The 23982-nt window shown below is 71.9% G+C and carries 25 protein-coding genes; 12 read left to right on the top strand and 13 right to left on the bottom strand.

Going from position 1 to position 23982, the window contains the following annotated elements; translation table 11 throughout:
- Nucleotides 1-54: 54 nt before the first annotated feature.
- From JI739_RS11780 to JI739_RS11765, 4 genes are read left to right on the top strand one after another with little or no spacing between them, the layout of a single operon-like run.
- Nucleotides 55-828 carry a YdcF family protein gene (locus JI739_RS11780; RefSeq protein WP_201684084.1) on the top strand — a complete coding sequence of 258 codons (774 nt, stop codon included), beginning with the start codon at nucleotides 55-57 and terminating at the stop codon, nucleotides 826-828.
- A 46-nt stretch (nucleotides 829-874) separates the two neighbouring features.
- Complete coding sequence (locus JI739_RS11775) at nucleotides 875-1558, top strand: protein-L-isoaspartate O-methyltransferase family protein (RefSeq protein ID WP_236589491.1); 684 nt, start codon at nucleotides 875-877, stop codon at nucleotides 1556-1558.
- 10 nt (nucleotides 1559-1568) lie between these two features.
- Entirely contained in the window at nucleotides 1569-1907 is a 339-nt protein-coding gene (locus JI739_RS11770) for a rhodanese-like domain-containing protein (RefSeq protein WP_201684082.1), read from the top strand.
- 30 nt (nucleotides 1908-1937) lie between these two features.
- Entirely contained in the window at nucleotides 1938-3263 is a 1326-nt protein-coding gene (locus JI739_RS11765; RefSeq protein WP_435531602.1) for a TolC family outer membrane protein, read from the top strand.
- A gap of 45 nt (nucleotides 3264-3308) precedes the next feature.
- On the opposite strand, the gene JI739_RS11760 is transcribed toward JI739_RS11765, so the two are convergent.
- The 6 genes from JI739_RS11760 to JI739_RS11735 form a co-directional block, all read right to left on the bottom strand.
- On the bottom strand, nucleotides 3309-4115 hold the full coding sequence (locus JI739_RS11760; RefSeq protein ID WP_236589490.1) for a LytR/AlgR family response regulator transcription factor: 807 nt from the start codon (nucleotides 4113-4115) through the stop codon (nucleotides 3309-3311).
- Entirely contained in the window at nucleotides 4112-5134 is a 1023-nt protein-coding gene (locus JI739_RS11755) for a sensor histidine kinase (RefSeq protein WP_201684081.1), read from the bottom strand. Before JI739_RS11755 ends, JI739_RS11760 begins: the two co-directional genes overlap by 4 nt.
- A gap of 29 nt (nucleotides 5135-5163) precedes the next feature.
- Complete coding sequence (locus JI739_RS11750) at nucleotides 5164-5577, bottom strand: DUF2306 domain-containing protein (RefSeq protein ID WP_201684080.1); 414 nt, start codon at nucleotides 5575-5577, stop codon at nucleotides 5164-5166.
- Nucleotides 5578-5754: 177 nt separating this feature from the next.
- Nucleotides 5755-7056, bottom strand: coding sequence for a 3-deoxy-D-manno-octulosonic acid transferase (locus JI739_RS11745; protein WP_201684079.1), 1302 nt, complete (start codon nucleotides 7054-7056; stop codon nucleotides 5755-5757).
- Complete coding sequence (gene waaC / locus JI739_RS11740; RefSeq protein ID WP_201684078.1) at nucleotides 7056-8042, bottom strand: lipopolysaccharide heptosyltransferase I; 987 nt, start codon at nucleotides 8040-8042, stop codon at nucleotides 7056-7058. The genes JI739_RS11745 and waaC overlap by 1 nt, the downstream gene beginning before the upstream one ends.
- Nucleotides 8039-9421 carry a phosphomannomutase/phosphoglucomutase gene (locus JI739_RS11735; protein WP_201684077.1) on the bottom strand — a complete coding sequence of 461 codons (1383 nt, stop codon included), beginning with the start codon at nucleotides 9419-9421 and terminating at the stop codon, nucleotides 8039-8041. Before JI739_RS11735 ends, waaC begins: the two co-directional genes overlap by 4 nt.
- Before the next feature lie 190 nt (nucleotides 9422-9611).
- Between JI739_RS11735 and JI739_RS11730 the strand changes: the two genes are divergently transcribed.
- From JI739_RS11730 to JI739_RS11695, 8 genes are all read left to right on the top strand, one after another.
- On the top strand, nucleotides 9612-10097 hold the full coding sequence (locus JI739_RS11730) for a methylated-DNA--[protein]-cysteine S-methyltransferase (protein ID WP_236589489.1): 486 nt from the start codon (nucleotides 9612-9614) through the stop codon (nucleotides 10095-10097).
- 151 nt (nucleotides 10098-10248) lie between these two features.
- On the top strand, nucleotides 10249-11130 hold the full coding sequence (locus JI739_RS11725; RefSeq protein ID WP_201684076.1) for a DMT family transporter: 882 nt from the start codon (nucleotides 10249-10251) through the stop codon (nucleotides 11128-11130).
- Nucleotides 11131-11303: 173 nt separating this feature from the next.
- Entirely contained in the window at nucleotides 11304-11639 is a 336-nt protein-coding gene (locus tag JI739_RS11720) for a hypothetical protein (protein WP_201684075.1), read from the top strand.
- A complete protein-coding gene (locus tag JI739_RS11715; RefSeq protein WP_201684074.1) occupies nucleotides 11636-13147 on the top strand; it encodes an oligosaccharide flippase family protein in 1512 nt (503 codons plus the stop codon). The genes JI739_RS11720 and JI739_RS11715 overlap by 4 nt, the downstream gene beginning before the upstream one ends.
- Nucleotides 13144-14478, top strand: a complete 1335-nt coding sequence (locus JI739_RS11710; protein ID WP_201684073.1) for an O-antigen ligase family protein — start codon at nucleotides 13144-13146, stop codon at nucleotides 14476-14478. Before JI739_RS11715 ends, JI739_RS11710 begins: the two co-directional genes overlap by 4 nt.
- A complete protein-coding gene (locus tag JI739_RS11705) occupies nucleotides 14479-15453 on the top strand; it encodes a glycosyltransferase family 2 protein (protein WP_290428773.1) in 975 nt (324 codons plus the stop codon). It abuts the gene before it with no gap.
- Entirely contained in the window at nucleotides 15450-16571 is a 1122-nt protein-coding gene (locus JI739_RS11700; RefSeq protein ID WP_201684072.1) for a glycosyltransferase family 2 protein, read from the top strand. The genes JI739_RS11705 and JI739_RS11700 overlap by 4 nt, the downstream gene beginning before the upstream one ends.
- A gap of 21 nt (nucleotides 16572-16592) precedes the next feature.
- Nucleotides 16593-17783: a glycosyltransferase family 4 protein gene (locus JI739_RS11695; protein WP_201684071.1), complete on the top strand. Its 1191-nt coding sequence runs from the start codon at nucleotides 16593-16595 to the stop codon at nucleotides 17781-17783.
- A 39-nt stretch (nucleotides 17784-17822) separates the two neighbouring features.
- Here JI739_RS11695 and JI739_RS11690 read toward each other — a convergent pair whose 3' ends face one another.
- The 7 genes from JI739_RS11690 to JI739_RS11660 form a co-directional block, all read right to left on the bottom strand.
- Nucleotides 17823-18284: a GNAT family N-acetyltransferase gene (locus JI739_RS11690; protein ID WP_201684070.1), complete on the bottom strand. Its 462-nt coding sequence runs from the start codon at nucleotides 18282-18284 to the stop codon at nucleotides 17823-17825.
- 12 nt (nucleotides 18285-18296) lie between these two features.
- Nucleotides 18297-18743: an SRPBCC family protein gene (locus tag JI739_RS11685; protein WP_201684069.1), complete on the bottom strand. Its 447-nt coding sequence runs from the start codon at nucleotides 18741-18743 to the stop codon at nucleotides 18297-18299.
- A 109-nt stretch (nucleotides 18744-18852) separates the two neighbouring features.
- The gene (locus JI739_RS11680; protein ID WP_201684068.1) at nucleotides 18853-19494 is read right to left on the bottom strand and encodes a glutathione S-transferase family protein; all 642 of its coding nucleotides are present in this window, start codon (nucleotides 19492-19494) and stop codon (nucleotides 18853-18855) included.
- Nucleotides 19495-19512: 18 nt separating this feature from the next.
- Nucleotides 19513-21057 carry a bifunctional 3-(3-hydroxy-phenyl)propionate/3-hydroxycinnamic acid hydroxylase gene (locus JI739_RS11675; protein ID WP_201684067.1) on the bottom strand — a complete coding sequence of 515 codons (1545 nt, stop codon included), beginning with the start codon at nucleotides 21055-21057 and terminating at the stop codon, nucleotides 19513-19515.
- Nucleotides 21054-21920: a fumarylacetoacetate hydrolase family protein gene (locus tag JI739_RS11670; protein WP_201684066.1), complete on the bottom strand. Its 867-nt coding sequence runs from the start codon at nucleotides 21918-21920 to the stop codon at nucleotides 21054-21056. The genes JI739_RS11675 and JI739_RS11670 overlap by 4 nt, the downstream gene beginning before the upstream one ends.
- 89 nt (nucleotides 21921-22009) lie before the next feature.
- A complete protein-coding gene (locus JI739_RS11665) occupies nucleotides 22010-22915 on the bottom strand; it encodes a VOC family protein (protein ID WP_201684065.1) in 906 nt (301 codons plus the stop codon).
- Between the two features lie 31 nt (nucleotides 22916-22946).
- Entirely contained in the window at nucleotides 22947-23978 is a 1032-nt protein-coding gene (locus JI739_RS11660; protein WP_201684064.1) for an amidohydrolase family protein, read from the bottom strand.
- Nucleotides 23979-23982: the final 4 nt, after the last annotated feature.

The raw sequence follows: 23982 nt of genomic DNA, 5'->3' as shown, positions 1-23982 counted from the left end.
GCCGACCCACTATAGCCCCGGGCTCGCGCGGCCGTAGCGCTACCATGCGCGCCCATGGAAGCAGGTGATGTCAGGGCCGTGATGGGTGCCTTGCTGCTGCCGCCGGCAGGTCCCCTGCTGTTGGCGCTGCTGGGGCTGGTGCTGGTGCGCGCGGGGCGCCGGGGCGGGTTCGCCATCGGGCTGTTCGCGCTGGTGCTGCTATGGCTGCTCAGCACGCACGTGGTCTCGCTCGGGCTGGCGCGCCAGCTGCTGCCGCCAGTCGAGCCGGTGGGACTGGCGCAGTTGCGCCAGGCGCGGGTGCAGGCCGTCGTGGTGCTGGGCGGCGGGGTGGTGCCGGAAGCGCCGGAATACGGCGTGCCGCAACCGTCCTCCTACAGCCTCGAGCGGCTGCGCTACGGGGTGCGGCTGGCGCGGCTCAGCGGGTTGCCCCTGGGCTTTTCGGGTGGCGTCGGCTGGGCGGGCCGCAGCACGGCCAACGAGGCCGAGGCCGCGCGCCTGTCGGCCCGGCAGGATTTCGGGACCGACCTGCGCTGGGCCGAATCGGCCTCCCGCGACACCCGCGACAGCGCCGAGCGCATGGCCGCGCTGCTCAAACGTGACGGCATCCAGCGCATCGCCCTGGTCACCGACAGCTGGCACCTGCCCCGGGCGGCGCTGGAGTTCCGGCGACACGGCCTGGTGGTGCTGCCGGCGCCGATGGGTTTTCTCCGGCCGCGCGACCGGCCGCTGCTGGAATGGCTGCCCTCGGCCCACGCACTGCTCGCGTCCCGGCAGCTGCTGCGCGAATGGGCCGCCTGGCAGTGGGCGCGGTTCCGGCCGGTCGACTAGCGGCGGCTCCTAGAATCCAGGGTTTGTCCGAATGCAGCCGCTTGCGATGACCACCGACTACGAACAGGCCCGCCACAACATGATCGAGCAGCAGATCCGCACCTGGGAGGTGCTGGATCCGCAGGTCCTGGAGCTGCTGGCCCAGGTGCGGCGCGAAGACTTCGTGCCTCCCGCGCACCGGGCACTGTCCTTCGTCGACATGGAAATCCCGCTGGTCGGCAGCGTCGAGGAAGCCATGGTCAGCGGCCGCTGCATGCTGGCCCCGCGGGTCGAGGCCCGCATGGTGCAGGACGCCGACCCCCGCCCCTTTGAGAAGGTGCTCGAGGTCGGCGCCGGCTCCGGTTACGTGGCGGCCCTGCTGGCCCACCGCGCCCAGCGCGTCATCACCCTGGAGATCGATCCCGACCTGGTCGAGATGGCCCGGGACAACCTGCAGCGCGCCGGACTGTCCAACGTCGAGGTGCGCCAGGCCGACGGCTCGCGCGGCCTGCCGGGCGACGGCCCCTTCGACGTCATCATGCTCAGTGGCTCGGTGGCCGAGGTGCCGCAAGTGCTGCTGGACCAACTCGCCGAGGGCGGCCGGCTGGTCGCCATCGTCGGCGAGGAGCCGATGATGCGTGCCACCGTGATCACCCGCCGGCGCGAAGCGGGCTTCAGCACCGCGCAGCGCTGGGACACCGTGGCGCCTCGGCTGCGCCACTTCGCAGCGCCGCCGCGGTTCCGGTTCTGAAGGCCGGCCGATGGTCACCCAGGTCCGCCCTTCGCAGCTCGACGACTGGTTGCACCGGCACGCCGGCCAGCAACCGCTGGTGCTGGACGTGCGTGAAGCCCTCGAGCTGCAGGCCGCGAGCGTGCAGCCGCAAGGCTTCGAGCTGCGGCACATTCCCATGAACCAGATCCCGCAGCGGCTGGGCGAGCTGCAGCCCGACCGGCCCACGGCCTGCCTGTGCCACCACGGCATGCGCAGCATGCAGGTGGCGCTGTTCCTCGAACGCAACGGATTCGACGAGGTGGTGAACCTCGCGGGCGGAATCGACGCCTGGACCCTGGAGCGCGACCCATCCGTGCCTCGATACTGATCGGCCTAGAACAACGACCTACGGACGGACATGAACCCGATGGCCACGCGCGCGATGCGCATCCTGCCCTTCGCATTGGTGGCCTTGGCCGGCGCGGCCGGCGCGCAAAGCCTGCCGGAGCTGTACCAGGCGGCGCGCGGCCACGATGCGGCGTTCCAGTCGGCGCGTGCCCAGTACGACGCCACCGTCTTTCGCGCCGACCAGGCGCTGGCCGGCCTGCTGCCCCAGCTGGGCCTGCAGGGCTCGATCAGCCGCTCTGATTTCGAGAACACCGCACCCTTCGTCGACCGCAATTTCGGCACCCGCTCGGCCACCGTGTCGGCCACGCAGCCGCTGTACCGGCCGGCCAACCTGGCGCTGTGGGAGCAGAGCCGCCGCCAGATCGAGCTGGCCCAGGCCCAGCTCGACGCTGCGGGCCAGGACCTGATCGTGCGGGTCAGCCAGGCCTACGTCGACGTGCTGGCCGCGCGGGAAACCCTGGCCTTCGTCCGCGCGCAAAAGAGCGCCGTGAGCGAACAGCTGGCCTTCGCCCGCCGCAATTTCGAGGTCGGCACTGCCACCATCACCGACACCCGCGAAGCCCAGGCGCGCTACGACCTGGTGCTGGCGCAGGAGATCCAGGCCGAGAACGAACTGCGTGTGCGCCGGCTGGCGCTGGACACCCTGGTGGGCCGTGCCGATGCCGACCCGGTGCCGCTGCCGCTCGACGTGGTGATGGCCCCGCCCGCGCCGAACGACGTCGAGGCCTGGGTGCGGCTGGCCGAAGAGGCCAGCCCCACGATCCGGCAGGCCCGCTCCAACCTCGACGTGGCGCGCCTGGAAACCGAGCGCGCCCGCGCCGGCCACAAGCCGACCGTCGACCTGACCGCCAGCCGCGGCACCACCCAGAACCCGGGCGGCACCGCCAACAGCGCGATCAGCGGCCGCACCCACTCGGGCCAGATCGGCGTCACCTTCAACATGCCGCTGTTCGCCGGCTTTGCCACCCAGAACCGCATCCGCGAGACGCTGGCCCTGGAAGACCGGGCCCAGGCCGACCTCGACAATGCCCGCCGCACGATTGCCCAGGCCACGAGGGCGGCCTACTTCGGCGTCGTCAGCGGCGCCGGCCAGGTGCGGGCGCTGGAAGCCGCCGAAACCTCCAGCCAGAGCGCGCTGGAAGCCAACCGCCTGGGCTACCAGGTGGGCGTTCGCATCAACATCGACGTGCTCAACTCGCAGAGCCAGCTGTTCCAGACCAAGCGCGACCTGGCGGTGGCCCGCTACAACGTGCTCATGGGCAAGCTGCGCCTGCGACAGGCCAGCGGCACGCTCACGCCCGACGACCTGCGGCCGCTGGGAACGGCGGGAGGCTGAGGCTGCGGGCGCGCCGACCCGCTTTGACGCCTTGCGAGCCTGCCGTCACATGGCCTTGAAGGCCTGCGCATGCAGCCGACTGACCGCCAGGCGCTCGGGCCTGTCGCGCATGGCGAGGACGAGTCGCCCCGTGCGCGGGTCGCGGTGCACCGCCGAAATCGCCGCGGCCCGCACCACCGTGCCGCGATGCACCTGCCAGAACTGCTCCGGATCCAGCCGCGCCTGCAGCTCCTTCAGCGGCGTGCGCACCAGGTATTCGGCCTCGGCGGTCCATACGCGCACGTACTTGTCGGCCGCCTCGAAATAGACCACCTCGTCGATCGGCACGAGGTGGATGGTGGTGCCGATGCCCGCCTGGATGATCCGAAGCGGCGGCAGTGGCGGCTGCGATGCCGCCGGCGGCGGCAGCAGCAGGCGCCGTAGCGCGGCGGCCGCGGAGTCGGGGTCGGCGGCCCGCTGGGCCAGCAACTGCTGCACGCGCTGGACGCAGCGACCGAGCCGTCCCGGATCGACGGGCTTGAGAAGGTAGTCGGCTGCTGCCAGCTCGAAGGCCTGCACCGCGTGCTGCTCATAGGCGGTGACGAAGACGATGGCCGGGAACGGCTCGCCCGCTGGCCATTCGTGGGTCAGTTCGCGGGCCGCCTGCAGCCCGTCCAGCCCAGGCATGCGGATGTCCAGGAACACCACGTCAGGCCGCAGTGCGAGCGCCCGCGCCAGCGCCGCTTCGCCATCGCCGACCCGCTCCAGCACCTGCAGTCCGGGCCATGCCCGGGCCAGCTGGGCGCCGAGGTCCTGCAGCAGCAGCGGTTCATCGTCGGCGAGCAAGGCGGTGGCCATGGGGGTGAACCTCATCGATCCAGGGGCAGTCGGATGCGGGCGGTGGTGCCGCCGCCGCAGCGGGCCAGCAGTTCCAGGCGGGCGGCGGGGCCGTGCGTGAGCTGCAGCCGTTCCCTCACCTGCGCCAGCCCGAAGCCGCCCGCGCCCACCAGGGATTTCGGCCCCGCGCCGGTGTCGTTCACTTCCAGCACCAGGGCGTCGCCAGCCTGCGCCGCGCTGACCTCGACATGCCCGCCTGCCGGCAGCGGCTCGATGCCGTGGCGGATGCTGTTTTCCACCAGCGGCTGCAGCAGCAGGCTGGGCACCTCGTGGTCGGCCAGGGCCGGCGGCAAGTTCAGCCTGAAGCCCAGGCGCGGCCCCATGCGCACCGACATCAGCGCCAGGTAGTCGTGCAGCCGCGCGAATTCGGTTTCCAGCGTGTGCGTGCCGCGCTGCGAAGCTCCCAGCGTGGCGCGCAGGTAGGCCACCAGATGGTCCAGCATGGCCTGAGCCCGGACCGTGTCCAGGCCGATCAGCGCGCGCAGGTTGGCCAGGGTGTTGAACAGCATGTGCGGCTCCAGCTGGGCTTCCAGCAGGTTCAGCCGGGCCTGTCGTGCGGCCCGGGCCAGCTCCGTGGCCTGCGCCTGGCTGCGCTTGGCGTGTTCACGGCTGGCGAAGTAGTAGGTGACCACCACGGCGGCCGCCAGGCTCAGCAGCAGCAGGGCCGCAAGGCGCTCGAACGGCAGCGGCGGCGTGTCCAGCGGACCGCCTGCCGCCCGGGCGATGGCGAGGCCGATGGCGAAGCCGGCCACCGCCGCTACCGGCACGATCACCAGCAGTCGGCGCCACTGCGTCTGCCAGTCACGCACCAGCACCCGCTGCCCGATGTCGATCAACGCCCAGATGGCCATGCCGATGGCTTGCGAATACACCAGGTTCACCAGCAGCGGCATCGACAGGGCGAGGGAAAGCCCCACCGCAATGACCGTGTTCATCCCGGCCGCCTGCAGGCCGCGATGCAGCAGGCTGAGCGTGAACACGCGGTGCGTCGGCATGGGGCGCAGTATGCCCAGCGGCAGCTCGCTCATACCAGGCCCAGCCACTGCCGCAGCACCAGGTCGTGCATGGCGCGTCCCGGCAGCAGGGTCAGTGCCCCGGTGACTACGCAGGCGGACAGGTACAGCAGTTGCATGGTCCGGCGATGCAGGACGACGTGGCCCCGGGCCAGCGCGGCAAAGGCCACGCACAGGCTGCCGAGCGTGACCGGCACCAGCAGGTGGATCGGCGTGTACCCGGCCACATTGGGCAGCCGGAAGTCGCGGATGAAGAGCGACGACAGCGCGGCCACCAGGATCAGCGCGACCCACGTGTACCCCAGCAGCCGGTGCAGGCGCGGCCGACGCAGCCGGCCCATGCGGCTCCACAGCACCACCGGGCCGATGGCGAGCGCGGCGAGCGCGGTGCCCGCGTGGAAGACGATGAGGGGGGTGAGTTGCATGGCGATCCTCCGGCAAGAAGAGGACGCAGTGTCGGGAGCGACAGCCGCGCGGGCGAGCAGCATGCGACGAAGCGCCGGCCGGACGCCGTGAGTGCCGGCTGGAGGTCGCCAGCGGTGGCGACGCCGTGGGAGCCGTCCCGGTGCACCGGCTTCGACGAACCGGGTGGCGCCCGGAACCTACTCGCGCCCCGCCAATTCCAGCAGCGCCCGCGCGCACCGCTGCGCCGCCCCTCGGTGCGCCTGCGCGAACTGCCTGGCGGCATCGGCCATCTCATCGCGCCTCGACGGATCGGCCAGCAGTTCCAAGGCGCGCCGCAGCGCCTCGGCCAGGGAATCCACGCGCACCGCCGCCCCGTGGCCCTCGGCCGTCACCGCCGCCTCGGCGAAGTTGAAGGTGTGCGGCCCCATGACCACCGGACAGCCGCAGGCGGCGGCCTCGATCAGGTTCTGCCCGCCCAGCGGCTCGAAGCTGCCGCCCAGCAAGGCGACGTCGGACAGGGCGTAGTACAGCGCCATCTCGCCCAGCGAGTCGCCGATCCAGATGTCGGCCGGCTCGGGACCGGCCTGCCACTGGCTGCGGCGCGAGACGGTGAAGCCGGCAGCCGCGGCCAGCTGCGCGACCTCGTCAAAGCGCTGCGGATGCCGCGGCACCAGCAGCCAGCGCACCGGCCCGCCCGGCGCGAAGTCGGTGGCGCGGCGTGCCTGGCCACTGGCGAGCCGGTCACGCCGGGCCTGCAGCAGCCGCAGCAACTCGGCCTCTTCGCCCTCGCGCGAACTGGCGAACATCACCACCGGTGGCGACTGCGGCGGCCGCCAGGCGGCGCCCTGCTGCAACTGGGCGGGATCGGGGTCCGCGTCGAACTTGAGGTTGCCCAGCACGCCGCTGACGCGGGCGCCCGCCTGGCGCAGCCGCTCGGCGTCGGCCTCGGTCTGCGCCCAGACAGCGGCCAGCGAGGCATAGGCCGGCCGCGACAGCAGCGACAGCCGCTGCGCCCCGCGCAGTGACTTTTCGGACAGCCTGGCGTTGGCCAGCGCCAGCGGCACGCCACGGCGTGCGCAGGCCTGCGCCAGGTTGGGCCAGACCTCGGTTTCCAGCAGCACCCCGGCACGCGGGCGGAAATGCTCGAGGAAGCGCTCCACGGCCGCAGGGGTGTCCCAGGGCAGCCAGGCCTGCGCGTCGCCCTCGCGCAGCAGCCGCGTGCCCTCGGCCCGGCCGGTGGCGGTGCCGTGGGTGAACAGCAGCCGCACGCCGGGGTCGAGCCGGCGCAGCGCCGCGGCCAGGATGCCGGCGACCCGGGTCTCGCCCAGCGAGACCGCATGCACCCAGATCGCGCCGGGCTCGGCGGTGCCGGTGTAGTGGCCGAAGCGCTCTTCCACCGCCTCCAGGTAGCCCGGCTCGTGCCGGCCGCGGCGCCGCAGCTTGCGCCGCAGCAGCGGCTGCGCGCCGGCCATGACCAGCGAATACAGCGTGTGGATCATCAGGCCGCGCTCACCTGTTCCCAGGCCGCCCAGACCGCGTCCACCGGCGGCGTGGGGGCCGCGAACACGCCTCGCTGCCGGGGCCGGCCCACGGGGCCGGTTCGCCAGGCGGTGTCGAAGTTGTAGACCTGAACATGCGGCAGGTCGAGCGCGGTGGCGATGTGCGACAGGCCGCTGTCCACGCCGATCACGCCCTGGCAGCCGGCCAGCCGGTCGGTGAGCAGGCCCAGGTCCAGCCGCGGCCAGACGGCGGCGCCGGGCAGCGCCGCGGCCAGCCGCGCCGCGCGCTCGCGTTCGGCGTCGCTGCCGTGGGGCAGGCCCAGTCGATGGCCCCGGGCCTGCAGGCGACGGCCCAGATCGATCCAGTGGTCCTCGGGCCAGAGCTTGTCGTCGCGCGAGGTGCCGTGCACCAATGCCACCTCGCCGCTGGGCTGCGTGCCGGCGGCTGCCACCAGGCCGAATCGCTCGGGCCCGGACACCGCGTAGCCCAGCGCCCGCGCGCACAGCTCGCGCGAGCGGTCCACGGCATGGATGCGCGGCTCGATGCGCACCGCCACGTCGGCGACCCAGCGGGTCGGCGCCTCCCAGCTCGAGCCCTCGGTGCGGTTGGCCAGCGCGTAGCGCCGTCCGCCTTCGGCCAGCCGCGCGGTGCGCGCCACCAGCGCGGACTTGGTAAGCCCCTGCAGGTCGACCACGGCGTCGTAGGGCTGCAGTCGCAGTTCGCGCCGGAAGGCACGCCAGGCCTCACGGGTGGGGCGCGCGAGCGGCGCCTTGGTCCAGCGCCGCAGCTCGCACTCGATCACCCGCTGCACGCCCTGGCAGCGGCGCACCAGCGGCGCGAAACCGCGCTCGACCACCCAGTCGATGCGTGCCCCGGGCAGGGCCTGGCGCATGTCCTGCACGGCCGGCATGGCATGGACCACGTCGCCCAGCGACGACAGCTTGACGACGAGGATGCGCGGTGCCGCACCGGCCTGGCTGCTCAATGCGCGGCCTCGCCGATGCGGGCGTCGGGCTTGACCGAGTGCAGCACGCGCAGCATCTCGGTCTCGATGCGCTGCAGCGCCTCGGCCGTCTGGCCCTCGAATCGCAGCACCAGCACGGGCGTGGTGTTCGAGGCGCGGATCAGGCCGAAGCCGTCGGGCCAGTCCACGCGGAGCCCGTCGATGGTGGACACCTCGGCCGGCGCCTCGAAGCGCGCCGACTCCACCAGCCTGGCGACCAGCGCATGCGGCTCGCCTTCGGCGCAAGACACATTGAGTTCGGGCGTGGAAAAGCTGGTGGGCAGGCCGTCCAGCACGGCGCTGGGATCGGACTCGCGCGACAGGATCTCCAGCAGCCGGGCGCCCGCGTACGTGCCGTCGTCGAAGCCGTACCAGCGTTCCTTGAAGAAGATGTGGCCGCTCATCTCGCCGCCCAGCGGCGCACCCAGCTCCTTCATGCGCGCCTTGATCAGCGAGTGCCCGGTCTTGTACATCAGCGGCTTGCCGCCCGCCTCGCGGATGGCCGGCGCGAGGCGCTGCGTGCACTTGACGTCGAACACGATGGTGGCCGCCGGCACGCGCTGCAGCACGTCGCGGGCGAACAGCATCATCTGCCGGTCGGGGTAGATGGTGTTGCCGCCGCGCGTGACGATGCCCAGCCGGTCGCCGTCGCCGTCGAAGGCCAGTCCCAGCTCGGCGCCGGTGGACTGCAGCGTGGCGATCAGGTCCTTGAGGTTCTCGGGCTTGCTGGGATCGGGATGGTGGTTGGGGAAGTTGCCGTCCACCTCGGAGAACAGCTCCACCACCTCGCAGCCCAGCGCGCGGAAGATGGCCGGGGCCGAGGCACCGGCCACGCCGTTGCCGCAATCGACCACGATCTTCACCGGGCGCGCGAGCTTCACGTCCGAGACGATGCGGTCGCGGTAGGGCAGGAACACGTTGACGTTGCGCACCCTGCCGGGCGACGGGGCATCGGCCTGCGAGCCCTCCATGGCACGGCGCAGCGCCTGGATCTCCTCGCCGTAGATGGCGCGGCCGGCCAGCACCATCTTGAAGCCGTTGTAGTCCCTGGGGTTGTGGCTGCCGGTCACCTGGATGCCGCTGGTGCACAGCGTGCTGGCCGCGAAATACAGCATGGGCGTGGTCGCCAGGCCGATGTCCACCACATCGACGCCGCCGGCCACCAGCCCGCGCACCAGCGCGGACGACAGCGCCGGGCCGCTCAGCCGCCCGTCCCGGCCCACGGCCACGGTCCGCTCGCCTTCGCGCACGGCGGCGGCGGCGAAGGCACGGCCCAGCCGCTCGGCGACGTCTTCGTCGAGCGTGGACGGCACGATGCCGCGGATGTCGTAGGCCTTGAAGATCGAGGGGGACAGAGGCATGGCGGCGGAACTCCCTGATGAGCTGCTTGGAAGATGAATCGAGGCTGGCGATTGTGGCAGGGATGCACTTGCCGCTTGACCGCCGCCGGGGCCTGCCGGCGGCTCACGCGGCCGCTGCGGCGCGCCTATCATGGCCCCTTGTCGCCGTCGCGCCGACGTGCCCGACGCCCCTTGACCACCGAGCCCTGCCATGACCCGCGACCTGCTCACCCTCACCCATCCCAGCCCGCTCGGCCCGATGCGGCTGGCCGCCACCGCCCGCGGGCTGGCGGGCGCCTGGTTCCACGGCCAGAAGCACGGCCCCACCGGCGACGAGCCGTGGCAGGAAGATCCGCAGCACCCCGTGCTGCGCGAAGCGGCAAGCCAGCTCGACGCCTACTTCGCGAGGCGCCTGCGCCAGTTCGACCTGCCGCTGGACCTGGCCACCGGCACGCCGTTCCAGCAGCGCATCTGGCAGGCGCTGTGCGGCATCGGCCACGGCCAGACGGTCTCGTACGGCGAGCTGGCCCGCCGCGTCGGCCAGCCGGCGGCGGTGCGGGCGGTGGGCGCGGCGATCGGCCGCAACCCGCTGAGCATCGTCGTGCCCTGCCACCGCGTCATCGGCAAGGGCGGCGCCCTGACCGGGTATGCCGGCGGGCTGGAGCGCAAGACGGCGCTCCTGCAGGTGGAGGGATGACCCCCCCGAAGCGGCCTGCGGCCCGGCAAAGCCGGTTCCGCGGTGCCCCTGGACGGCGACCCCTTCACTCCTGCAGGCCACGCACGCATGGAAACAGTGAACCCGCGATGAGCTATTGCAGCCGCGGCAACGTGCCTCTTGTCGCCCCCCGATGCCGCTGACGCTGGCAGCCGAGTTCCTGATGCTGGCGGCGCTCTGGGGCGCCTCCTTCCTGTTCGCGCGCCTGGCCGTGGCCGACTTCGGCCCGCTGCCCACCGCGGCGATGCGCTGCGCCATCGGCGCCGCGATGCTGCTGCCGGTGGTGGTGGTGCGCGGCCAGGTGGCCGAGCTGCGGCGCCACGGATGGGTGGCCGGCTGGATCGGCGTGCTCAATGCCGGCATCCCTTTCGTGCTGTTCACGTTCGCGGTCCAGTACATCGACACCGGTGTCACCTCGCTGCTGAACGCCACCGTGCCGCTGTTCGGCGCGATGGTGGCCTGGGTGTGGCTGAAGGACCGGCCGAACGGCTCGCGCGTGCTGGGCCTGGCGCTGGGCTTTTCGGGCATGGCCTTGCTGGCGCTGCGCACCGGCATGGGCTCCGCCTCCGGCTGGGCCCTGGCGGCCGGGCTGCTCGGCTGCTTTTGCTATGCCCTGGCCGGCAGTGCAACCCGGGTGCACCTGACCGGCGTCCCGGCGATGGTCACGGCCGCGGCCAGCCTGGTCGGAGCCACGCTGGTGCTGGCGATCCCGGCCTGGTGGCTGGCGCCGGCGCACTGGCCCTCGGCGTCGTCCTGGCTGGCGGTGCTGGGCCTGGGCGTGCTGTGCACCGGCCTGGCCTACGCCCTGTTCTTCCGCATCATCGACCGCATCGGCCCGGCGCGTGCGCTCACCGTGACCTACATCGTCCCGGTGTTCGCGGTCACCTACGGCGCGCTCTTCCTGGGTGAGCGCCTCACGTCCTGGATGCTCGGGGCCGGCGCCCTGGTGCTGATCGGCACCGCGCTGTCCAGCGGCTTCGTCGGGCTTCGCGGGCGCGCACGGCAGCCGTCCTGACCCCGCGCGGCGGCCATCCGCCACCCGTGGCGATGCACCGGCGGGGTGCGGCGGTGTGGACCGATCCAGACGAATAGCCTGAAAGAGCCATCCCAAGGCGGCGTTTTCCGACGCTCCAGCTAAGGGCCGGGCCAGATGATCCCTTCTGCACACCTCTTCCCCAGGACGCCACGATGAATCAAGCCCTCGCCGCGACCCTGATCTGCCTTTGCTGCAGCACGACCTTCGCCTGCGAAGGTCTGGCGCATGTCCAGCAGGCGCAGCAGCCGGTCCGCACGATGGTCGCCGCCGCAGTCGACGAACCCGCCAACCTGCGGCGTACCGTCGCCCAGGACGGCCCCGTGCTCGATCGCAAGTCGCTCTACGCGCAGGCTTCGGTCCGCGCGGTGCCCGAGACGCCCCCGGCACCGACCACCGATGCCGACGACTCCTCCAACACCCTGCTGATGGTCGGGCTGGCCCTGATGGCCGGCATCGCGGTCCGACGCTGGGGTGCCGCGCGCCGATGAGTGCTTCGACCCTCGCCAGCCTGGCTGAGAAGGCCGTCAAGTGGAGCGCCATGACCACCGTGGCGAGGTTCGTCCTGCAGCTGGGCGCGCAGGTCGCGCTGGCGCGCCTGCTGGGCCCCGGCAACTACGGCATCTACGGCATCGGCATCGCGGTGCTGACCTTCGCCGGCTTCCTGGCCGGGGCGGGGTTCAGCTGGAATCTCATGCTCGCGCCGCACGTCGACGACGACGACGTCCGCTTCGCCTTCACCTGGCAGACGCTGGCCGGCACGGCCATGGCCGCCGCGATGTACTTCGGCGCCCCGCTGCTGGCCGATTTCTTCGGGGATGCACGGGTCCAGCCCATGGTCCGCTGGCTGGCCCTGGCTTGCGTGCTCACGGCGCTCAGCGCGCCATCGATCTGCCTGCTGCAGCGCGACCTGAACTTCCGGGTGCTGGGGCTGGTGCAGCTGGTGAGCTATGCGATGGGCTACCTGGCCGTGGGCCTGCCCCTGGCCCTGGCGGGCTGGGGCGCGCAATCGCTGGCGATGGCCGCCGTGGTGCAGGCCGCCGTGCTGCTGGTGGGCACCTACGGCGCGCGGCGCCACCCGGTCCGGCCGCTGTGGCGCCACGCCACCGGCGGGCAGGCCCTGGATACCGGCCGCACGGTCTTCTACACCAACGTCGTGAACTGGGTGCTGGGCAACCTGGACCGGATCATCATCGGCCGCCTGCTCAACGCCCACGCGGCCGGCCTGTTCACGCTCGCCTACAACTTCGCGCAGATCCCGCACTCGCTGCTGGTCAACGCCGTGCAGCCCACCTTCCTCGCCTCGGGCGCGAAGCTGTCCGCCGAGCCGCAGCGGCTGGCGCAGGCCTGGATGCTGGTGCTGGGCTGCGTGCTGGTGCTGGTGTTGCCGGCCGCCGTGAGCATGTCGCTGGTCGCGCCCGACCTGGTGGACCTGCTCTACGGCTCGGCTTGGAACGAGGCCGGCTGGGTGCTCGCGGTGATGTTCCTGTGCCTGCCGGCCTGGACCGGCTGGGGCCTGTCGACCCCGGTGCTCTGGAACACCGGGCGCAAGCACCAGGAAGCGCTGCTGCAACTGCCGCTGCTGGCCCTGGCGCTGCCGGCCTGGTGGTGGATCACGCCGCACGGGCTGCGCGGGGCGGTGCTGGTGTCGGCGGTCGTGATCTACCTGCGCGCCGGCCTGATCGTGGCGGCGGGCCTGCGCGCCCTGGGCATGAGCGGGTCGGTGCTGCTGCCGCTGCTGCTGCGCGGTGGCCTGCTGGCCCTGTGGTGCGGCGTCGCCACCCGCGCGGCGCAGGCGCTGGTGGAGCCGCTGGGCCTGCCGGCGGTGTCGCTGGCGGCCGGCACCCTGGCCGCCCTGGCCGCGATGGCCATCGTCGTCTGGGGCCTGCCCCACCTGCTGGGTGAGCAGGCCCGGCTGGCGCTGTCGCGCCTGCTGCCCTTCGTCCGTGCCGCGGCTCCAGCCGGCGTGCCGCCCGTCGCCAAAGGAAGCGAAGCATGATGCGCAAGAAAGCCGGCACGGGGATGCTGCACTGGATCTTCCCGGCCATGATCTTCCTGGCCGCCCTGGAGATGTTCCTGAGCGGACGCGACTTGAGCCAGCAGTACCTGCAGCTGCTGCAGACGGGCGAATCGACCCGCCATCCGCTGATGACGATCGCGCAGCGCTCGGTCTCGGTGCTGCTGCTGGTGGCCTCGGTCGAGCAGATCGCCAACCACTTCGCGCTCAGGCGGCCCACGCCATCGGCCACGCTGCTGATCGCCTTCGTGCTGTACTGGGTCTGCACCGTCGCCTCGCCGGCGCTGTTCGGCGCCAATCCGCTCATCGGCCACGAGTACATGTACTCGCTGTTCGTCGGCGTGGCCGCCTGCCTGGTGGGCCCGGCCGAGTGGCAGCGCATCCTGCGCTCGGCCCGCGACGCGCTGTTCCTGCTGATGCTCGCCGGCGTGCTGGTGGCGCCGTTCAAGCCCGGGCTGGTGATGGACGTCTACTACTCGCAGGGCCTGATCCCGGGTCTGCCCCGCTTCGGCGGCCTGACCGCCCACCCGGTGACCCAGGGCATGCTGGCCCAGGTGGCGCTGCTGGTGCTGTGGTGCATGCCCTACCAGCGGCGCTGGCTGCAGCGCGCCGCCTGGGTGCTGGGCCTGGCGGTGCTTTACCTCGCGCAGTCCAAGACCGCCTGGGCCTCGTTCATCGCCTGCGCGCTGCTGCTGCTGGCCGTGCGCGGCGGTCCCCGCCTGTGGCGGCGCATGAGCGACCCGCGCCAGGGTGGCTTCGGCGTGCTGGTGCTGCTGGGCCTGGTGGTCGGGGTGGCGGGCCTGGCCACCTGGGTGCTGGTGGGCGACGCCTTCGGCCGCGCCAGCGAACTGGCCGACACCCGCGAGGCCGCCCAGCTCATGAGCCTCACCGGCCGCGACCGCATCTGGGTCATCGCCGTGGAGGAATGGCAGCGCAACCCGGTGTTCGGCTACGGCCTGACCCTGTTCGACTCGGCCTATCGCGCGGCGATCAACCTGCCGCACGCGACCCACGCCCACAACCAGTTCCTGGACGACCTCGCCCGCTCCGGCGCCATCGGCGCCAGTGCCCTGGTGATCTACGCCGCCGTGCTGTTCGGGCTGGCCCTGCGCGGCGCCCGCGCCAGCGGTGGCCTGTCGCTCGCCCTGTTCCTCGCCGTGGCCCTGCGCTCGGTCAGCGAGGTGCCGCTGTCCCTCAAGGGCTACGGCACCGAGCTGGTCACGCACCTGCTTCTCATCACCACCCTTGCCGCGGCCAGCGCCCAGCGCCGGACCGAGCCGCGGCCGCAAGCGATGCGCTACGGAGTCGCCTGAATGACCATGCTGTTTTCTGTCGTCATCCCCCTTTACAACAAGGCCCGCTTCATCGAGACCACCATCGGATCGGTGCTGGCGCAGACCTTGCCGCCCCTGGAAGTGATCGTCGTCGACGACGGCTCGACCGATGCCGGCCCCGCCCTGGTGGAGGCCCTAAGTGATCCGCGCGTCAAGCTGCTGCGCCAGCCCAACGGCGGTGTCTCGGCCGCGCGCAACCGTGGCATCGACGCCGCGCGCGGCGACTGGGTCGCCTTCCTGGACGCCGACGATGCCTGGCACCCCGAGTTCCTGGCTGCGCTGGCGCGCGCCCACCGCACCTGCCCCGAAGCCGGCGTGCTCGGCTCGCGCGTGCGATACGTCTACGAAAACCGCGGCGAGCCCTTCGAACCCTGGGCCGTGCCCGAAGCGTTCTGCGAGATCGAGCTGATCGATGACCTGCGCCGGCGCTGGATGAAGAACCTGCCCCTGTGCAGCAGCAGCGTCGCCGTGCGCACCCAGCTGCTGCGTTCCATGCAGACACGCTTCGTGCAAGGCGAGGCCTGGGGCGAGGACCTGGACATGTGGTTCCGGCTGTCCGACCTGACCGGGGTCGCCGTCGTCAACGCGCCCTACGTCACCGTGCGGCACGAGGTGCCCGGCAGCCTGACCCGCCGGGTGCGCGAGCCGCGCAACCCGCCGTTCCTGCTGCGCATGAAACGCGACGCGCTCGACGGCACCATCCCCGCGCGCTACCGCCGCTCGGCGCTGTGGTTCGTGGCCCAGCTGCAGGTGACGATGGCCCGCGAGGCACTTTCGGAAAACAAGCGGCTCGAAGCTCTCTGGTACCTGATGCAAGCGCGCCGCTTCATGTTCACGCGCCGCTGGCTGCTGACCTTCGGCATGGCCCTGTTCATGCCCGTCGGAGTGGCCGAGCGGTGGCAGCGCTGGCGCGTGCGCAGCGCCGACGATTACGCCCAGGAGCCCGCGCAATGAACCCAGCAGATTCTTCCAACGTGCGGCCGGGCCCGGCCCGCATCACCGTGATCATCAAGGCCCTCAACGAGGAGGCGCGCATCGCGCTGGCCATCGAAAGCTCGCTGCGCGCGGTGCAGGGCATCGGCGGCGAGGTGGTGCTGGCCGACTCGTGCTCCACCGATCGCACGGTGGAGATCGCCTTGCGCTACCCCATCCGCATCGTGCAGCTCGCACACCCGCAGGAGCGCTGTTGCGGGGTCGGGCCGCAGCTGGGTTACCAGCACTCGCTGGGCGAGTACGTCTACCTGATGGACGGCGACATGGAGCTGCAGGCCGGTTTCCTGGAGCGTGCCCTGGCCTTCCTGGCACAGCACCCCGAGGTGGCCGGCGTGGGCGGCCGCGTGGTCGAGCGCAACCTCGACAGCCTGGAGTACAGCGAGCGAGCGCGCCGCGAAAAGCACGAGGCGCACCGCGCGCCGGGCCCGGTGGACCGACTCGACGGCGGCGGGCTCTACCGACGCTGCGCGATCCAGGAGGCCGGCTATTTCTCGGATCGCAACCTGCACAGCTACGAAGAGTTCGACCTGGCGGTGCGCCTGCGCGCACGCGGCTGGAAGCTGTGGCGCCTGCCGATCAGCGCCGTGTCGCACGTGGGGCATGACGCACCGCCCTACCGCCTGCTGATGCGGCGTTGGCGCAGCGGCTACGTCTGCGGCGTCGGAGAGTTGCTGCGCTCGTCGCTGGGGCAGCCCTGGCTGCGCCTGGTCTGGCGTGGCCAGCGGGAGCTGCGCCTGTACCTCGGCGTGCTGCTGTGGTGGGCCGTGTTGCTCAGCGTGCCGCTGTGGCCGCTGCCGGTGGCCTGGCGGGTGCTGGCCCTGCTGGGAATGGCGCTGGCGCCGGTGGCCGCGATGGCACTGCGCAAGCGCTCGCTGCAACGCGGCGTGTACGCCGTCGTCTCGTGGTGCTTCAACACGGCGGGTCTGGTGCGCGGGCTGCTGCACCCGCGCAAGGCGACCCAGCAGCCGATTGCCAGCCGCGTGCTGCGCGAGCCGGCCGAGCCTTTCGGCAACGGCGCCGCCGGCGCGCTGCGCCGCTTCCCCACGCCGCCCCGGCCGCCCTCGGCCTATCGTTCCTGATCGACCGCCACCCCCGAATCGATGTCATCCGAAACGCCCCTGCGCCCCACCCTCTCCCCCAAGTCCGCGGCTCTCGCGCCGGCCGATGCGCCCTCGGGTTCGGCGACGCAACAGCGCTTCATCTACATCGGCGGCCCCTGCACGCCCATGGGCGGCGGCATGTACCGCGTGATCGACTACCTGGTGCAGGCGCAGGGCCAGCCATCGACCGGCGACGGCGCCGAGCTGCGCGCGCTGGAAACGCGCGGCAGCGGCGGGGCGGCCACTTCGTTGCTGACCACGCTGGGCGCGGTGGGCAAGCTGGTGCGGGGCCGACTGAGCGGCCGGCTGGCGGGCGTGCACCTGAACGTGGCCGAGCGACTGAGCCTGGTGCGCAAGGGCATCCTGGTGGCTGCCTGCCGCGCGCTGGGCCTGCCGGTGGTGCTGCACGTCCATGCGGCGCAGCTGCACCACGGCTGGCGCAAGCTGCCGCGCCCGGCCAAGGCCCTGCTGCGCTGGATGTTTTCGCTGCCGCAAAGCTGCGTGGTGCTGGGTCCCGCCTCGGCCGAGTTCGTGACACGCGAGCTGGGCGTGCCGGCCGAACGCGTCGAGGTGGTGATCAACGGCGTGCCCGAGCCGCGCCTGGCGCGCCGCGAGCCCGACGGCCTGAACCGCATCCTGTTCGTGGGCAACCTGTCCGAGCGCAAGGGCGTGTCGGACCTGCTGCGCGCGCTCGCCCGGCCTGAGATGGCCGGCCTGCGCTTCACCGCCACCTTTGCCGGCGGAGGTGACGTCGAGGGCTACCGCCGCCTGGCCGACGGACTCGGGCTGGCCGAGCGCGTGCGCTTCACGGGTTGGGCCGACCAGGCCCAGGTCGCCCGGCTGCTGGCCCTGGCCGACGTGCTGGTGCTGCCCTCGTACGACGAAGGCCTGCCCCTGGCCATTCTCGAAGCACTGGCGCAGGGCGTGGCGGTGGTCTGCACGCCGGTGGGCGAGGTACCGCACGTGTTGACCGACGGGCGCGATGCGTGCTTCGTGCAGCCGGGCCAGCCCGACAGCATCGCAGCCGGACTGGCCCGGGTGCTGGGGGACCCCGCCTTCCGACAGCAGCTGGAGCGCGAGGGTCGGGCAATGTACCTGCAGCAGTTCTCGCTGCCTCGCTTCTATTCGCGGGTGTCGGCGATCCACCAGCGGGTGTTCGGGGTGGCAGGGGCGCCAGGGTCGGGGGGATGAGGTTGAGCCGCTGGCGATGATCCGGTTCGCACCGGCGGCTCAGGCGCGAAGCCACTTCTCCAGGCGGATCCGGTCCACCGCCCCGTGGTAGCCGCCCTCCTGGATCGCAATTTCGTGATAGCCGTGCTCGTTGTAGAAACTCCGCGCAGCGGCGTTGTCACGGCGCGCATCCAGTCGCACCCGCTCGGCACCCGCGGCGCGAGCGGCGGTCTCGAGCCAGCGAAGCAGCGCACTGCCCCGCCCCTTGCGCTGGTCGCTGCGGCGCACGGCCAGCAGCACCAGATAGGCGTCGGTGTCCAGGTACTCCATGATCCCGAAGCCGACCAGCTCGTCGCCCGCGTCCACGACCGCGACATTCGTCTCCGGGTGCTGCAGGGCCCGCAGCACGCGCGCGGGCTGCCACGTCCAGGGCAGCCCCTCCTCGATCAGCTCGCGTGACAACGCGGCGATGGCCGCCGCGTCGGCCGCGCGGCCCAGACGGATCGGCGGGTCGACGGTCATGGCGGCGTGGCTTTACTCGTCGGGGATGTCCGGCTCGACCAGCTGGGCCAGCGCGGTGAGCGACTCCTGCCAGCCCAGGTCACACATTTCGGCCGGAATCACCTGCGGAATGCCGTCCTGCACGATCTGCAGGTCGGTGCCACAGGACACGGCCCGCATCGTCACCGTGGTGGTCATCCGGCCCGGCAGGTTCGGGTCGTCGAAGGCCGCGTCGTAGGCGACGCGCCGGCCGGGGTCAAGCGCCAGGTAGGTGCCGCCGAACGAGTGGCTGTGGCCGGTGGAGAAGTTGGTGAAGGACATGCGCCAGGCGCCGCCCACCACCGGCTCCATCTGGTGCACCTGGCCGGTGAAGCCGAAGGGCGGCAGCCAGCGGGCGAAGGCAGCCGGGTCGATGAAGGCGCGGTAGAGCCGCTCGGGCGGACAGCGCAGGACGCGGTGGAAGCGGACGGTCTGGGTCATGGGTTCTCCCAGCGTGGACAAGCAGGATCGCTTGTCCACACGACGAGCGACGGTGCCCCGGATCGACAGCCGCCAGATCCGGAAAAACCCGCAGGATCCGACCGCGGCCTCAGCCGGCCGCTTTCGCTTCCTTGTCGAGCGCGCGCATGGTCGCCGGCATCTCGGCCACGCGCTTGTGGTGCGCCTGCACGGCCGGCACCCGGGACAGGTCGACACCGCAATCCACGCTGCGGCCGGTGGCCCAGAACAGGTAGGCGTCGGGCGCGGTGAAGTGCCCGGCAGCCAGCCAGGGCTGGGTGCGCAGGCGGTCGTCCGCGACCTTCAGCAGGTCGTACAGATCGGCCAGCCCACGGGCTTTCACGCTCGCCTGGGCTTCCTCGCCGTCGGCGAATTTCATGGGCAGGCGGGCGCGGCCGATGGTGGGATGCAGGCCGGTGGCCACATAGGACAGCCAGCTCACCGCCTGCGACCACGCCCAGGCGTCCTCGACGGCCGGCATCAGCTGGGCCTGCGGGAAGAGCCGCGCCAGGTAGGTCGCGATCGCCACGTTCTCGGTCAGCGGACGGCCTTCGTGGACCAGCAGCGGCACCTTGCCCTTGGGGTTCAGGCGCAGGTACTCCTCGGTCTTGTGTTCGCCCTCGTGCATGCGCAGCACGCGCAGCTCGTAGTCGGCGCCAGCCTGTTCCAGCAGGATCAGCTGGGTGCGGGAACAGGCACCGACGCCGTGGAAGAGGGTGAATGGGGCAGTCATCTTCGGGTCTCCATCGTTTCAAGCGGCCATTTCGAGCGGCAGGCCCAGTGCGCCGGCGGCCTGCTGAAGCAGCGGGTCGACCGCCGCCGCATTCTGCGCCACGCCCCACACATAGTTGTCGGGCCGCACCAGCGCCGCCACGCAGCCATGCCGCTGGAACCACTGGGCCGCCACCCCGTCGCACTCGGGCACCGCGCTCAGCGACAGCACGCCGAGCCCAGGCCAGGCCGACCCTGCGACATGCCCGGTGCCGCAGGCCAGCACCAGCCGCCAGCCGTTGCCCAGCAGCTCGTCCATGCGCACGCGCCGCCCGCCTGACTGCAGCCAGGGCTGCGGGAACAGGCTGCCGCGGGCCGGATGCGCCTGCGGCGACAGCAGCCCCTCCTCGAGGCGCGGCAGGATGTCCTGGCGCGGGGTGTCGCGCACCACGCCGCCACTCTCGGCCAGCAGGCGGGCATCACGCTCGCGCGCCTTCGCCGGGTCACGCTCGCAGATCACCGCGCCCACGGCCTTGATGCGGCTGGTGAGCTCGCGCACATGGGCCTTGCGCTCGATGCCGTAGCTGTCCAGCAGCGCCTCGGCAGCGGCGCCCCGCACCTCGCCCTTGAGCACGGCCGCGAGCTTCCAGCCCAGGTTGGTGACGTCGCGGATGCCCTGGCACATGCCCTGCCCCAGGAACGGCGGCTGCATGTGCGCGGCGTCGCCGGCCAGGAACACGCGCCCCTTGCGCCACTGCGCGGCGACCAGGGCATGGAAGCGGTAGCTCGCCTGCCGCCACAGCTCACCGTCCTCGGGGGTGAGCCAGCGCGAGAGCAGCTTCCAGGTTTCCTCGGCGGTGGCGACCTGCTTCGGGTCCTCGCCCGGCTTGAGCGAGATCTCCCAGCGCCGATGGTTCCCGGGCCCGATCACCAGGGTGCAGGGCCGCTCGGGCTCGCAGTACTGCACGCTCACCGGCGGCAGCTTGGCCAGGCCGCGTTCGTTGACCCGCACGTCGACCACCAGCCACGGCTCGTCGAAGGCCAAGTCCTCCAGCGGCATGTCGAGCTGGGTGCGCACCGGGCTGGAGCCGCCGTCGCAGGCGACCGCATAACGCGCGCGCACGGCCTTCTCGAGTCCGGACGCGTCCACCACCCGCAGCGTCACCCCCTCGGCATCGGGCGAGATCTCGCGCATCTCCACGCCCAGGCCCACGGTGACGTTCGGCATCTGCGCGACCCGTGCCCGCAGCACGCGTTCGACCGGCGGCTGGGTGAACACGATGGACGGCGTGTAGCCCTGCGGATAGGGCGGCTCGACCATGGTCATGCGCCGGATCAACTGGCCATCGACGCCGAAGTACTCGGAGGGCGTGAACGGTTCGGTGTACGGCTCGATCGCCTCGACCACGCCGAGCTGCTGGAACACCCGCATGATCTCGTGGTCCAGCGCGATGGCGCGCGGGATCTCGTACACGCCGGGCAGCCGGTCGCAGGCATAGACGGACAGGCCCACCTGGCCCAGCAGGGCGGCCGCGACCACACCGGCCGGGCCGTAGCCGACGATGGCCACGTCATAGGCGTTCACGACTGCTCCGCCTCGATGGGGTTGACCAGGGTGCCGATGCGGTCGATCTCCACCTCGAAGCGATCGCCGGGTTTCATCCACACGGGCGGCGTGCGCGCCTGGCCCACCCCGGCGGGCGTGCCCATCACGATCACGTCGCCGGGCTCCAGCGTCAGCACGTCGGCCAGCAGCTCGATGGTCTCGGCCACGTCGAAGATCATGTCGGAGGTGTCGGCGTCCTGCATCACCTGGCCGTTGAGGCGGCCCTGGATGCGCAGGCCCTTGGCGCCCTCGGGCAGTTCGTCGGCGCTGACCAGCACCGGGCCGAAGCCGCCGGTGGCGTCGAAGTTCTTGCCGATGGTCCACTGCGGCGTGCGCTTCTGGTAGTCGCGCACGCTCATGTCGTTGAAGCAGCTGTAGCCGAAGACGTAAGGCAGGGCGTCGGCACGGCGGGTGTGGCGCGGCACGCGGCGGCCGATCACCAGCGCCAGCTCGGCCTCGTAGTCGAACCTGGAGGACACGCGGGGCACCACGCCCGCGTCGCCATGGGCGATCAGCGAGCTCGCGCCACGGAAGAAGAACCAGGGGTACTCGGGCTTGTCCCGTCCGCCTTCCTTGGCATGGTCGAAGTAGTTCAGTCCCAGGCACACGATCTTGCCCGGCTCGGGCACCAGCGGCGCCAGCTTCACGCGGGCCAGGGGCATGCGCGCGGACGAACCGCCGATGGCCTGGCGGGCGGCGGCCGCCAGGTCCACGCCGGCCTCGAGCGCGGCGCGCAGGTCAGGGGGGACCTGGGGGTCGGCATCGTGCAGGTCGATCAGCTGGTCGCCGTCGACCACGGCCAGGCGGGGCGTCTGGTTGCGCAGGTAGGTGGTGAATTTCATGGTCTGCGAAGGGATGTGGAACAAGGGAGGCGCGCGCACCGGACCGGGCGCCGCGCCGCGCGATGGATGAACGGTGAAGAAAGCGGGCTTCAGCTCGGCACGAAGGTCACCCGCCGCTGCGCCTCCTTGAGCGACGCCCCCGGTGGCGGCGAGATCCCCCACTGGTCGATGCGACCCGGCGGCCACTTCCATTCGTCGGGGCCGCGGGTGACGTAGCTCTCGTCGATCTGCTGCACCTCGGCGGTGTATTCGATGACCAGGCCGAACGGGTCGATGAAGTAGTTGAAGAGGTTGTCGCCCGGGCCGTGCCGGCCCGGGCCCCACTGGATCGGAAAGCCCGCGTCGCGCATGCGCCCGCCGCCACGCATCACCGAGTCGGCGTCGGGCATCAGGAAGGCGATGTGGTTGAGCGCATCGTTGTCGGACACGCCCACCGCCACCGAGTGGTGGTCGGCGTTGCAGTTCATGAAGGCGATGGCCACGGTGCGGTCGGCCAGGCGAAAGCCCAGTGCCTCGGTCAGGAAGCGCTGCGTGTCGTCCACCGCGTGGCTGTTCAAGACCACGTGGGTCAGGCGCACCGGGTGGTCGCGCCGGGGCGGATCGGCCTCGCGCCGGGCATCGCCATGCACCACCTGGAACAGGCGGCCGTGCGGATCGCGCAGCAGCAGGCCGGTGCCGCCGGCGGGATCGTCCGGCACCGGGCCGATGGCCTGCACGATGCGGCCACCGGCGCGCCGCGTGTGCTCCCCGATGGCCTCGAGCGCCTGGGCGCTGCGCGCACGCAGCGTCACGTGGCGGATCTGCGGCACCTCGGCGCTGCACCGGTGCAGCGCCAGCACATGGTGGTCGCTGCCGCTCGCGCGCAGGTACAGCGCATCGGGCGTGCGATGGGCCACGGCCAGGTGCCACACCTCGGTGTAGAAAGACTCGGCCTGGGCCAGGTCGGGGACGTTGAGGGAGACGCTGCGCAGCGCCTCGATCCAGGGTGAACTCATGGTGGTCGTCTCTCAGGTGCTCGGAAGGTGTTCAGACCTTCGCCATGCCGAGGAAGCGCTCGGCATTGCCGCGCACCAGCTGGCGCGCGACCTCGGGTTCGAATCCGCACGCGGCGATGCGGTCGACCGGGCGCGGCTCATGGAAATTGAACGGGTAGTCACTGCCGATCATCAGCTGCGACGCGCCGAAAGTGGCCACCCCGTGCGACAGCGTCGCGGCGTCGAACACCAGCGTGTCGTAGAACAGGCGCCGCGCCTGCTCCAGCGGCGCCTGCCGCAGCTGCTCCTTCAGCGCCGGGAACACGTCCCAGCCCTGCTGCAGGCGCGGCAGCAGCGAGGCCAGCGTGCCGCCGCCGTGGCTGAACGCGATGCGCAGGCCCGGGCGGCGCGGCAGCAGGTTGCCGGTGATCACCGAGGCCGCGGCCAGGCCCACGTCACCGGGATAGCCCAGCACCTGCTGCAGGGCCGGCGGGCCCAGCAGGCGGTCCATGCCGGCCGGGCGGATCGCGTGCACGAACACGGCCGCGTCCAGCGCCTCGCAGGCCTCGAAGAAGGGATCGAACTCGGGCGCGCCGATCGGGCGGCCGTTGATGTTGCTGCCGACCTCCACCGCCGCGAAGCCCAGGCTTCGCACCACGTATTCGAGCTCGCGGATGGCCAGCTGAACGTCCTGCAGCGGCACCGCGCCCATGCCGGCGAGCTGGCCGCCCGACTCGGCCACCATGGCGGCGATCGAGTCGTTCAGGAAGCGCTGCAGCTGCTGGCCATCGGCCGGTCGCATCCAGTACGACAGCAGCTCGGGCATGGGCGAGACCACCTGCAGGTCCAGGCCCATGGCCGGCAGGTCGGCCAGCCGGCGGCCCACGTCCCAGCAGCGGTCGGACACGGTGCGGTACACCTTGCCCGAGATCATCACGTTCCGGTGGCAGGGCTGCGAGGCCGCGGCCATCGAGGGCCAGTCGGCCGGCATGGCCGAGCCGATGTAGGCCGGAAAGTGCTCCGGCACCACGTGGGCATGGGCGTCGATGCCGCAGCCGCAGGCCGCCGGGTGGACGTGGCTCACGAGG

This window comes from Ramlibacter aurantiacus, from assembly GCF_016722895.1.
Taxonomy (GTDB): Bacteria; Pseudomonadota; Gammaproteobacteria; order Burkholderiales; family Burkholderiaceae_C; genus Ramlibacter; species Ramlibacter aurantiacus.
This window is presented reverse-complemented; position numbering and strand designations above follow the sequence as displayed.

Bases quoted from the DNA above. Each gene is read 5' to 3' on its own strand.
- JI739_RS11780 (WP_201684084.1), top strand. From the start codon at position 55: ATGGAAGCAGGTGATGTCAGGGCCGTGATGGGTGCCTTGCTGCTGCCG.
- JI739_RS11775 (WP_236589491.1), top strand. From the start codon at position 875: ATGACCACCGACTACGAACAGGCCCGCCACAACATGATCGAGCAGCAG.
- JI739_RS11770 (WP_201684082.1), top strand. From the start codon at position 1,569: ATGGTCACCCAGGTCCGCCCTTCGCAGCTCGACGACTGGTTGCACCGG.
- JI739_RS11765 (WP_435531602.1), top strand. From the start codon at position 1,938: ATGAACCCGATGGCCACGCGCGCGATGCGCATCCTGCCCTTCGCATTG.
- JI739_RS11760 (WP_236589490.1), bottom strand. From the start codon at position 4,115: ATGAGGTTCACCCCCATGGCCACCGCCTTGCTCGCCGACGATGAACCG.
- JI739_RS11755 (WP_201684081.1), bottom strand. From the start codon at position 5,134: ATGCCGACGCACCGCGTGTTCACGCTCAGCCTGCTGCATCGCGGCCTG.
- JI739_RS11750 (WP_201684080.1), bottom strand. From the start codon at position 5,577: ATGCAACTCACCCCCCTCATCGTCTTCCACGCGGGCACCGCGCTCGCC.
- JI739_RS11745 (WP_201684079.1), bottom strand. From the start codon at position 7,056: ATGATCCACACGCTGTATTCGCTGGTCATGGCCGGCGCGCAGCCGCTG.
- JI739_RS11735 (WP_201684077.1), bottom strand. From the start codon at position 9,421: ATGCCTCTGTCCCCCTCGATCTTCAAGGCCTACGACATCCGCGGCATC.
- JI739_RS11730 (WP_236589489.1), top strand. From the start codon at position 9,612: ATGACCCGCGACCTGCTCACCCTCACCCATCCCAGCCCGCTCGGCCCG.
- JI739_RS11725 (WP_201684076.1), top strand. From the start codon at position 10,249: ATGCCGCTGACGCTGGCAGCCGAGTTCCTGATGCTGGCGGCGCTCTGG.
- JI739_RS11720 (WP_201684075.1), top strand. From the start codon at position 11,304: ATGAATCAAGCCCTCGCCGCGACCCTGATCTGCCTTTGCTGCAGCACG.
- JI739_RS11715 (WP_201684074.1), top strand. From the start codon at position 11,636: ATGAGTGCTTCGACCCTCGCCAGCCTGGCTGAGAAGGCCGTCAAGTGG.
- JI739_RS11710 (WP_201684073.1), top strand. From the start codon at position 13,144: ATGATGCGCAAGAAAGCCGGCACGGGGATGCTGCACTGGATCTTCCCG.
- JI739_RS11705 (WP_290428773.1), top strand. From the start codon at position 14,479: ATGACCATGCTGTTTTCTGTCGTCATCCCCCTTTACAACAAGGCCCGC.
- JI739_RS11700 (WP_201684072.1), top strand. From the start codon at position 15,450: ATGAACCCAGCAGATTCTTCCAACGTGCGGCCGGGCCCGGCCCGCATC.
- JI739_RS11695 (WP_201684071.1), top strand. From the start codon at position 16,593: ATGTCATCCGAAACGCCCCTGCGCCCCACCCTCTCCCCCAAGTCCGCG.
- JI739_RS11690 (WP_201684070.1), bottom strand. From the start codon at position 18,284: ATGACCGTCGACCCGCCGATCCGTCTGGGCCGCGCGGCCGACGCGGCG.
- JI739_RS11685 (WP_201684069.1), bottom strand. From the start codon at position 18,743: ATGACCCAGACCGTCCGCTTCCACCGCGTCCTGCGCTGTCCGCCCGAG.
- JI739_RS11680 (WP_201684068.1), bottom strand. From the start codon at position 19,494: ATGACTGCCCCATTCACCCTCTTCCACGGCGTCGGTGCCTGTTCCCGC.
- JI739_RS11670 (WP_201684066.1), bottom strand. From the start codon at position 21,920: ATGAAATTCACCACCTACCTGCGCAACCAGACGCCCCGCCTGGCCGTG.
- JI739_RS11665 (WP_201684065.1), bottom strand. From the start codon at position 22,915: ATGAGTTCACCCTGGATCGAGGCGCTGCGCAGCGTCTCCCTCAACGTC.